The sequence below is a fragment of the Vibrio sp. V43_P6S15P86 genome (genome assembly GCF_009904725.1).
GTDB classification, from domain to species: domain Bacteria; phylum Pseudomonadota; class Gammaproteobacteria; order Enterobacterales; family Vibrionaceae; genus Vibrio; species Vibrio diabolicus.
On the sequence record NZ_WXWT01000137.1, the window covers coordinates 1 to 9,237 of the forward strand.

Sequence of the window (9,237 nt, forward strand, 5' to 3'; positions counted from 1 at the left end):
GCGTTACATCTTGTCCGAGCAACACCGGGCCATCAAGATCGACAACGCTTGCCTGAGCAGCAATGGGTAACGCAGCACGCATCGCCAGCGACGTCCCCAACATACAACCGGACATGAGGCTAAAACCGAGTTTTTTTGCATCGTCGGCCAGCAATAATGCTTCACTGAGCCCGCCCGTTTTATCTAGCTTAATGTTCACCATTTCATATTTGCCAACCAACTGAGGTAATTGCTCTCTGGTGTGGCAACTTTCATCGGCGCAAAGTGGAATGGGGTGCGGAATGCTGGCGAGTACGTCATCACGGTCTTGTGGCAACGGTTGCTCGATCATGGTGATATTAAACGGTTCGAGTTGATCAAATACCGTCGCGAGGTCGAGGTTTTGCCACGCTTCATTCGCATCTAAGACAATTTGTGCGTGCGGCGCGGCATCGCGTACTGCTGCAACGCGCTCAATCACGTGTTCACCATCCAGTTTTACCTTTAGCAGTTTTGCGCCTTGACTAACGTAAGCTTGCGCCTGTTTTGCCATCGCTTGCGGCGTGTCGATAGAAACCGTCATCGCCGTCACAATCGCCTCTGGTAACGTAAAGAGGTCGTGAACCTGTTGCTTGTGGCTGAAAAGCGCGTGAAGATGCCAAAGGGCGCAGTCCAATGCATTTCTTGCCGCCCCTGCGGGCAATAACGATTGAAGCTGGCTTTTGAGAACCATGACATCAGCTTCGCCTTTGGCATACAAACTTTGCAGTTCATGCGCGGCGTGAGAAATCGCCTTAATCACCGATTCAACCGATTCACCATAACGAGGGTATGGCGTGCATTCACCTTGGGCGGTCATGCCTCGATGTTCAATTGTCACGCGGACTACGTGGCACTCTGTCCGACTGCCGCGAGAGATGCGAAATGGTGTCGCCATGGCAATCGTGACAGGTTCTACATGAATTTTCATCTCACTAGTTTCCCTCAACCGCAGTTATTTTCTAAACCGTAAATGTTTCTTAAATCGTAAGGAGCCTATCTGCAACCGCATCTACGCCAAAACGCACAGGGTCGGTGACGAGCACTTGGTATTTGTCGCTCCAATCCTGGCATAACTGGGCTGCATCTTCTTCGCTGATCGCCGAAGTGTTCAAGCAAATACCCACTAATTGTGCGTTTGGATTTGTTAGGCGAGCAGCGGCCAGATTCGCTTCTATCGTTTGTTCAATGGTTGGTAAGTTCGCATGTGGTAAGTTGCGGATGTGCGGGCGACCAATCTCATGGCACAGTATCAGAGCGTCAGCTTGTGCGCCGTGAAGTAAGCCCAAACTTACGCCAGCAAACGAAGGGTTAAATAATGAACCTTGCCCTTCGATGATGTCCCAATCGTGGTCAGTGAAGTCAGGGCTGATCGCTTCTACTGCGCCGGAGATAAAATCGGCAACTACGGCATCAATTGAAATGCCACTGCCTGCGATGAGAATTCCGGTTTGACCCGTTGCTTTGAACTCTGCGCGACAGTTTTTACGCTTTAATGCATGCTCAATGGCAAGAGCAGAGTACATTTTGCCCACGGAGCAATCTGTCCCTACAGTAAGTACTCGCTTGCCTGCGCGTGCTTTGCCATTGCCGACCTTGAGCGGGGCATCATAATGGCGAACATCATACAGTTTGGTTAATCCGCGTCGTTCTAGATCGGCAAGAGAAGTAAACTCCGCCAAACGTTGGTGCATGCCCGATGCAATTTCAAATCCCATTTCTGCCGCTTCAAGTAAGGTAGCTTGCCAAGTTTCGGGAATGACTCCCCCCGGGTTTGCTGTGCCAAGCACCAGCGTTTTTGCTCCTTGCTGCTGCGCTTGTTGTAGTGTCATGTCGGTTAAACCAAGCGATACGGTTTCTGGCGTCAGGCGGATTTGGCCAAGGCAAATCTCAGGTCGCCATTGGTATATGCCACGCGCGGTTTTTGCTGCGAGTGGATCGGTTACATCGCCAAGAAAGAGTAGGTAAGGTTGAGCAATTTGCATGATGGTTCCCTTCGTCATCGTTATTGCTCATTAATGTAGCCAGACTGATTTAGGAAACCGAATGCTTATTTGTTAGGCAGGTATAACTTCAAGTTATACCTTTAAACCATCTGTTGTTTTAGGGCGGTGATAAACTGCTTTGTCGCAATGGATTGAGGCGTGTGCTCTGCGAATAAAATAGAGACAGAGAAGGACATGTTTGGCTCCAAAGCATGCACGGAGACGGCATTATCTTGGCGATATTGTTTTGCAGTCCATGGGTCTACAATGGCGAACCCTGCTTGGTGTTTCACCAGTTCAGCCGCTGCGGAGTAGCTGCGCACGGTGATGGCATGTTGATAATGCTCGTCACGCGCCGATAAGGTTTGATGCAGCAATAAGCCCAGAGGGTCTCGGCTATCTAAACCGATAATGGGTAAATCGTGACTGATGAGTTCTTCTAAAATGACGGTTTTTTCTGTGGGTATCGCTGCGCTTTTAGGAGCGATCAGTGCTAAGTTTTCTTTCAATAACACGTGCCCCATGATCGCTGGTGGCGTTTCTTCACCGAACGCAATGGCGACATCCAATTCATGTTTCAGTAAACCTGAGCACAGCTCATCGCGATTAGCTGTTAATAGCTCAAAGGAGATGCCGTGTTCTTTCGACAGCAACGCGACAGTCGGCGCTAACAAGTGTGCGGCCAAAACAGGCGGAGCACCGACTCGTAAATGTTGAGTTCCCTGTTTGACTTTGTTGGTCAGAGAGCGAAATTGTCCGAGTTGTTGATAGACTTTTTCAGCCTCTGGCAATAAGGCTTTGGCTTCTTGAGTTGGAACGAGACGCCCCTTTACACGCTCAAATAAAGCGAAGCTCAGTTGTTGTTCTGTATGGGCGAGAACTCGAGTTACATTGGGCTGGGAAACGTGTAGTAAGCGAGCCGCACCAGACACCGTTCCTGCTTGCATAATGGCGTAAAAGACTTCCAATTGTCTTAGGTTCACTGCGAATTCCTTCTGCTCATGTTGGTCGCCTCAGAATACCCAACCTTGCTGATGAGCGATAGAGGAAAAAAGTGCTGGTGTAGAAAATTAGGAAGACGATGTTGGTCGTCTTCCTTTTCGTCATATCTATTTATACCGCTTTACTTTGCAGCCGCATGAAGGGGCAGATCGTTAAACGGCTCGACGTCTCGGCTGAGTAATCCCATCAATACCACTGCTAACACCATGACAACAGCTGCTATTGCAAAACCGTATTGTGTTAGCTCGTAATGACTCAATATTGCAATCAGGACGTAACTGAGAGATTGAATGGTGGTGGCAAACATGCTGATGCCGCCATCGACGCGACCTCGTTGATGAACCGCTACGGTGTGATGCATCCAGTTGACTCTCGCAATGCGATTTAGCGCGTTAAATACGCCAAACAGCGCCGTAAACAATAAGATGGTCAGCGGGCTCATCGCAAAACTCATCCCGATAAGCGCAAAAGAGACCATAACCATCGAAGCGAACATAATGTGGCTATGGGAGGCACGGCTTAGCACTTTGGTGACAATAAAGCCGGTTAGCAACGAGCCGAGGCCAAAACTGATGTTGAACCCTGCAAACCAATCGCCAGAGATGCCTTGTTCAGAAAACCAAATCGGCACCAGTTTGCTCAAATACGTCAATGCAGGATAAGAGAGGCAAGAGAGCAGAATAAAGCCATAAAATCGAGGTTCGAGACGGAATATGTGTTTGCTCTCTTTGAGTTGCGCGATGAAAGCAACGGATTTTGATGCCCTTAATTGTTGGGTATAAGGCGTCAGAATATAGAACATCGCCGCTAACGCAGAGGCGCTGGCCGCAAACAAAGCAAACTCTTTCATGCCCCACATTTCAAGCAAAACAATACCCAGCGCGCCAGCTCCGAGGGTCGTGGATTGCATTACAATTTCTTGCTGACCCGAAATTTGCGCATACTCATGGTGCTGATAATTTTCTTGGGTGAAGGCATTGTTGGTCGTCCATGCAAAATTACTCGAAACCCAATACACCAATTGCGCAAAAGCCAGCAACCAGTGTGACTCAAACCCTAACCAATAAGCAATGAACACCACCAAAGCCATACCCGATTGAATCCATTGATTGAGCATGAGGAGTGCTTTGCGTGAATGTCGGTCAACTAAAGTGGAAAAGAAAGGCGTTGCCAGAAAAGAAATTGCGGTGCAGCTCAGAGAAACTAAAGCGACGAATGTGCCCATTTGGGGCTCGGAAAGCATGACCCATGGCAGTGCCATCATGAACAAGCCAGATGAGATACTGTCGAAGAAGCGGCCAGCTAAGTACGGCTGAGTTTTATTTTTCATTATGTTTGCCTCTAACTCCCGATGGATTTCAAAAGGTTGATGTCCAACTGTCTTGTGTTTAACAACCAAGTCGTTCGCGCTGAACACATTATCTTGAGATCGCCGGGGTTTAGCGTTAATTAAGATGGTGCAACTTTAAAACCTCAAGTAAACTTGAGGTAAAGCATTTTTTTAACAAAATTGATACACAGGGAGTCAAGGATGGAAATCAGTGTAGGAGAAGTGGCAAAACGTTCCGGAGTGAAAGTCTCTGCCCTGCATTTTTATGAACAAAAAGGACTAATTTCGAGCTGGAGAAATCAAGGGAATCAGCGTCGCTATCATCGAAGTGTGTTGCGCCGTGTTGCGGTGATTAAAGCGGCACAGCAAGTGGGGTTGTCGTTAGAAGAAATCAAACATGCGCTAGATGAGCTGCCGAAACATCAAGCGCCAAACAAACAGCAATGGGAAGTCATGGCGAGTCATTGGCATGAACAGTTGGAGCAAAAAATTCAAAAGCTCAAAGCCCTGCAAAACGATTTGGGTGGATGCATTGGCTGCGGGTGTTTGTCGTTAGAAACCTGCGCGCTGCGAAACCCAGAAGATGTGTTAGGCAAAGACCACTCGGGTTCTAATTTAACGTTAGAAGAGTAGGTGCTATTCCTATTCTTTGTCGAAACTGTCCACCACAATTGCACCCATTGACGCCGGCATTGTGATGACGATGACCCGTTTTATCGCAACCAAAGGCTCATTCATTAGTGGCAGCTTATCAAGACAGAAAAGAACTAACGCCACCACAACGGCCGCAATGAGGTACGCGATAACCACACGAAAAATAAAAATGGATACGCGATTTTTGATGTGGCTTTGGAACACGCTTTGATAGGCGAAAAAACTGAGGAAAATGACAGAAAGGCTTAACAGCATGAGCAGGTTTGCCATTGGCAAGCTTTCACCCAGTCGCCACGCCTCTTCAGAAAAAGAGATGGGGACGGCGAGGGCAAAAGCGCCAACCAACACTTGGCTGGCGTCTTCTAAGTTAAAGTGACTACTCATGCTGCTCATTCCATTATTCGTTTGCTAGGTGTAAGAGTTTTTCAAAGCGCTCGTTACCATGCAGCAATTCGAGGTCTCGCTCTTCGGCAAGCAAGTCACGAATAGATGGGCTGTATTCAATAGCGCGTTCCAAGTCTTCAATGGCTTGCTCTTCAATGCCAAGACGAGAGTATGCACAAGCACGTTGATACAGTGCAGGACCATTGGTGTAATCGACTTCAAGTACGCGGTTACAGATGCTAAGTGCCCAGTGGTATTCGTTGATTTCCATCGCGGCATCTGCTTTGTAAGTCAACGCTTCTAAATCACCTGGGCGAATCAGCAAGATCTCATCATAGATTTCAATACGTTGCTCTGGTGTTTGTGAGCTTTGCGCACGCAACCATAAGTTATGGATCTCGTTGATTTTCTCAATTTCTTTATTGTTTTCACTGATAATGCGAGTTTTGCGTTTTAAATCTCGCTCCAGTGCTACAAATTTCTTCTCGTATTCTTGGGCGATCTTTTCTAATCGTTTATCCGCCATCTCTTTGGTGTTGTGTTTAAACTCACGCAGAGATTGCCAGCCTACAAAGGCGATCAGCGATGCGACACCTGCGATGATGTAGAAGAAGTAGGTTACGGTCACGTTGGCATAGTTCAACGATTTATCCGCAACCGTCAGCTCGCGGTCGGTGATCTCTGTGATCATTCGTTTTTCTAGGCTCTGATAGTCCTGACGTAGTGCTTTTAGCTCATCTAAAATATAGCGTTCCATTAATGGTCTATCTAACAGATCCGATTCTGAATACTTTTCGTCCGATGCCATCGTCGGCAAGGCAAGTATCAGCGAGAAAAAAATACCAATAAATAAGCGCATAAAACGTCCTTTCACGAGAAGAGTACAGATAGACCATGCAACAATAGCAAATAGCACAAACGTTTAGCAAAGTTATTACAAAAGAAATAATTGTCGTCTACGTAAAAGTCATATTCTTGTTGTTTTTCAGTTTGTTCCTGGTGGTTATTTGCCGTGATATCTTTTATCCTCCTTGCGAATTTATGATTAATGGAGTGAGCATGGACGCGCGAGCTAAGGATTACTTAGAGCAGTATCTAAAATTATTATCACCAGAACAAAGAGCAGCCGTACCATCAGTTAGTGCTGACTATTATTGTGCCGATGAATACAACGCCAACGTATGCGCCGATTTGGTTCGAATTGGACAGAAAACCGCCTCTTGCAGTTTGGAGCTTTGGTATCGAGAGCATGGCGAAAGCATGCCCCAAGTCGGTCATTTACAAGTCGTCACGAATTGGGATGGGGACCCCGTTTGTGTGATACGAATTACTGACGTAAGTACATGCAAATATGAGGATGTAACCGCAGAGTTTGCCTACGCAGAAGGCGAAGGTGATAGAACCTTAAACTGGTGGCGTGATGCGCATACTGCATTTTTTAAAGCTGAATGCGATGAGTTGAACATAGATTGGCATGAGAAACGTACGCTAGTTTTGGAGCGTTTTGAAGTGGTGTATCCAGTCAATTAATCGCTGATAGCAGCACTGATTTGAAGTGCTGCTTTCTTGAGAGCCGCTTTTAGCGCTTGCGAGCGGTTACACTAAACATGTGCCAGTGTTTTGGGCTTCCGACTACCGTGGTTCCGTCTTCATCTCTTTCATTCAATGAAATGAGTTCGTAATCCGCGAATAAACTTTCCACTTCCTTTTTCGTTAATGCGGTAATGTTCGGATGCATTTCTGATGCAACCCAGGAGTCTTTTACTCCTAAGAAATCACCGCAAAAGATACCGCCAGGTTGTAAGGCACTGTCTATTTTGGTCCAAACTTGCTCAAAGCTTTCGTCCGGGCAAAAGAACAAACTGGCATTCGCGATAACTAGGCTGCATTGAGGGTAGTCAAACTCAGTAAAACAGCACTGTGAAATTGAGAAACGCTTATGGCCTTCAAAGCGTGTTAAACAAGTTTTTACTGCATCTTCATGGCTATCACATGCGTGAACGTTAAACCCCTGTTCGAGGAGGAAGTGACTGTCTCGACCTATTCCGCAGCCAATATCAAGAGCGACTTTGCTCTCGAGTTTCAGTAGGTTTACGGCATTTTCCACGTTTGGGCGGTGAGGTTGGTTTAAAATTTTCTGATAGTACTCGTTCCATTGTGCTGACATTGAACTTCCTTGTATTTATTGTGTTTCCCCAAATCTAGTGTCCATTCTTGTATTGCTTTATCGGGGAGGTTTTGAAACATTGGCAATTGTTATAGCTGATCTTCAATTGGCAATATGCCGGAGAACCAAGCGCCCATTTTTCGCCATACTCCTGCTTCTGGTTCGGAGTCGTATTCTTCGCCTGTTTTTACGTCGGTCCAGACAATGTCCCCGTCGCGCAGAGTTAAGGCATAGGCGTTACTCGACAGTTGATTCGGCAGTTGTTCTAGAAACATTTGCACATATTCTGGCTGTTCTATAACAACGGCCATTTCGGTATTCAAAGCTGCCGAACGTGGGTCCCAGTTCATTGAACCAACGAAAAGTGTTTTGTTATCAATCGTCATTGCTTTAGCGTGTAAACTTGCTCTGCTACTCCCCGTGAGGCTCCACTTACTTTTGAGTTTTGCGCTCGCTTTTACTTCCCAAAGCTTGATTCCAGCTTCGAGTAGATCTTTTCGATATTTTGCGTACCAACCATGCACGGCAAACACATCGTTAGACGCGAGGCTATTGGTCACAATCGTGATATCAACGCCTCGCTTGGCCGCGTTACTTAATGCTTGAGTACCTGCTTCAGTTGGAACGAAATAGGGAGAAATGAGCACAAATGAATCCTCAACACTTTTAACCAGTTCCGACAAATTATCAATAAGTTGGCTCTCTCGGGTTGCGACTTTATCGGGCAGATCAAACCATACTTTCGCTTCTCCCCAGTAGAGCTTGAGTTTGCCTTGTTTTAGATCTTGGTACATATCCAGTTGGGTGAAGTCATAGCGGCCGGTTGAAAACTTTTCCTCTAACCGGAGTTTATTGACCTGCTTTTGAATCGCTTGGTCGGTAATTTGCTGTGAATTCGGTGTTATCCATTCCATTGGTATCGCATAGGCGCTATTCCAATAGAGGTCGAACTGATCTGCAGTTTGTTGTACCGCCTCACCATAGAGCAGTAGATCAAAATCACCAAATTCGACCTGTGATTCAAAAGAAAAGTACTCATTGCCGATATTCCTACCTCCGACAATGGCAGAAACACTGTCTGCAATCAGAGATTTATTGTGCATACGACGGTTAAGACGTTCAAAATCGCTAGCAAGAGCGAACCAGCGGGAGTCGCGATACTGATGCGGATTGAATAAGCGGATTTCGATATTAGGATGTGCATTGAGGGCAGCCATCACGTCATCGTTTCGCTTTTGCATATCGTCAAGCAACAGCCTTACTCGGACTCCACGCTTTGCCGCTTCATACAAGCGCCACGTTATTAGCTGACTCGTTTCGTCACCACGGTAAATATAGTATTGAAGATCAAGGCTTTTCTGGGCGGACTCGATCAAAGAGGTTCGAGCAAGAAGGGCATCGTGTCCTTGATTTAACGGTGCAAAGCCAGTTATGGACTTAGGGTCTCTCCCGTAAGCTTCAAAGTACTGCGCAAGAACAGAATCCTTTTGATAACCGAGCTGAAAGCTGGTGGACTTTTCACTGGGATCGTTCAATGACACGGATGAGCATGCCGATAAAATAGTGAGCAGCGAGGGGAAGAGCAGCTTAGCGAGCGTATGTAACAAAGTACATTTCCTTGTCTTACAGAGTGTTACTTATCAGAAATTATAGACCTAAGTTGCCGCAGCGTGCATCCAACAAGGTTGGATAACGGG

Annotated in this window: 10 protein-coding genes; 2 read left to right on the forward strand and 8 right to left on the reverse strand. The window is 46.6% G+C overall.

The window, feature by feature from the left end; translation table 11 throughout:
- From dgcA to CAG69_RS06105, 4 genes are all read right to left on the reverse strand, one after another.
- A partial coding sequence (dgcA, locus tag CAG69_RS06090; protein WP_161443182.1) for an N-acetyl-D-Glu racemase DgcA occupies positions 1–949 on the reverse strand: 949 nt, incomplete at its 3' end.
- Positions 950–998: 49 nt separating this feature from the next.
- A complete protein-coding gene (gene dgcN / locus CAG69_RS06095) occupies positions 999–2,003 on the reverse strand; it encodes an N-acetyltransferase DgcN (RefSeq protein WP_161443194.1) in 1,005 nt (334 codons plus the stop codon).
- Between the two features lie 101 nt (positions 2,004–2,104).
- Positions 2,105–2,986, reverse strand: coding sequence for a LysR substrate-binding domain-containing protein (locus CAG69_RS06100; RefSeq protein ID WP_161443184.1), 882 nt, complete (start codon positions 2,984–2,986; stop codon positions 2,105–2,107).
- Positions 2,987–3,126: 140 nt separating this feature from the next.
- Positions 3,127–4,335, reverse strand: a complete 1,209-nt coding sequence (locus CAG69_RS06105) for an MFS transporter (RefSeq protein WP_161443186.1) — start codon at positions 4,333–4,335, stop codon at positions 3,127–3,129.
- Between the two features lie 201 nt (positions 4,336–4,536).
- On the opposite strand from CAG69_RS06105, the gene soxR reads away from it, so the two are divergent.
- Positions 4,537–4,968, forward strand: a complete 432-nt coding sequence (gene soxR, locus CAG69_RS06110; RefSeq protein WP_005392679.1) for a redox-sensitive transcriptional activator SoxR — start codon at positions 4,537–4,539, stop codon at positions 4,966–4,968.
- A 9-nt stretch (positions 4,969–4,977) separates the two neighbouring features.
- Here the strand turns inward: soxR and CAG69_RS06115 are convergent, their stop codons facing one another.
- Together CAG69_RS06115 and CAG69_RS06120 are read right to left on the reverse strand one after the other, a co-directional pair.
- Entirely contained in the window at positions 4,978–5,373 is a 396-nt protein-coding gene (locus tag CAG69_RS06115; RefSeq protein ID WP_005373896.1) for a DUF2391 family protein, read from the reverse strand.
- Between the two features lie 13 nt (positions 5,374–5,386).
- The gene (locus CAG69_RS06120; protein ID WP_005392681.1) at positions 5,387–6,232 is read right to left on the reverse strand and encodes a tetratricopeptide repeat protein; all 846 of its coding nucleotides are present in this window, start codon (positions 6,230–6,232) and stop codon (positions 5,387–5,389) included.
- A gap of 200 nt (positions 6,233–6,432) precedes the next feature.
- Between CAG69_RS06120 and CAG69_RS06125 the strand changes: the two genes are divergently transcribed.
- Positions 6,433–6,903, forward strand: a complete 471-nt coding sequence (locus CAG69_RS06125; RefSeq protein ID WP_161443188.1) for an ASCH domain-containing protein — start codon at positions 6,433–6,435, stop codon at positions 6,901–6,903.
- 49 nt (positions 6,904–6,952) lie between these two features.
- Here CAG69_RS06125 and CAG69_RS06130 read toward each other — a convergent pair whose 3' ends face one another.
- Both CAG69_RS06130 and CAG69_RS06135 read right to left on the reverse strand, forming a co-directional pair.
- Positions 6,953–7,540 carry a class I SAM-dependent methyltransferase gene (locus CAG69_RS06130; protein ID WP_161443190.1) on the reverse strand — a complete coding sequence of 196 codons (588 nt, stop codon included), beginning with the start codon at positions 7,538–7,540 and terminating at the stop codon, positions 6,953–6,955.
- 89 nt (positions 7,541–7,629) lie between these two features.
- On the reverse strand, positions 7,630–9,147 hold the full coding sequence (locus CAG69_RS06135; protein ID WP_161443192.1) for a phospholipase D family protein: 1,518 nt from the start codon (positions 9,145–9,147) through the stop codon (positions 7,630–7,632).
- Between the last annotated feature and the right edge of the window lie 90 nt (positions 9,148–9,237).

Excerpts from the sequence above, each read along its gene's own strand:
- dgcN (WP_161443194.1), bottom strand. The coding sequence starts at position 2,003 with ATGCAAATTGCTCAACCTTACCTACTCTTTCTTGGCGATGTAACCGAT.
- CAG69_RS06105 (WP_161443186.1), bottom strand. The coding sequence starts at position 4,335 with ATGAAAAATAAAACTCAGCCGTACTTAGCTGGCCGCTTCTTCGACAGT.
- CAG69_RS06130 (WP_161443190.1), bottom strand. The coding sequence starts at position 7,540 with ATGTCAGCACAATGGAACGAGTACTATCAGAAAATTTTAAACCAACCT.
- CAG69_RS06120 (WP_005392681.1), bottom strand. The coding sequence starts at position 6,232 with ATGCGCTTATTTATTGGTATTTTTTTCTCGCTGATACTTGCCTTGCCG.
- soxR (WP_005392679.1), top strand. The coding sequence starts at position 4,537 with ATGGAAATCAGTGTAGGAGAAGTGGCAAAACGTTCCGGAGTGAAAGTC.
- CAG69_RS06115 (WP_005373896.1), bottom strand. The coding sequence starts at position 5,373 with ATGAGTAGTCACTTTAACTTAGAAGACGCCAGCCAAGTGTTGGTTGGC.
- CAG69_RS06125 (WP_161443188.1), top strand. The coding sequence starts at position 6,433 with ATGGACGCGCGAGCTAAGGATTACTTAGAGCAGTATCTAAAATTATTA.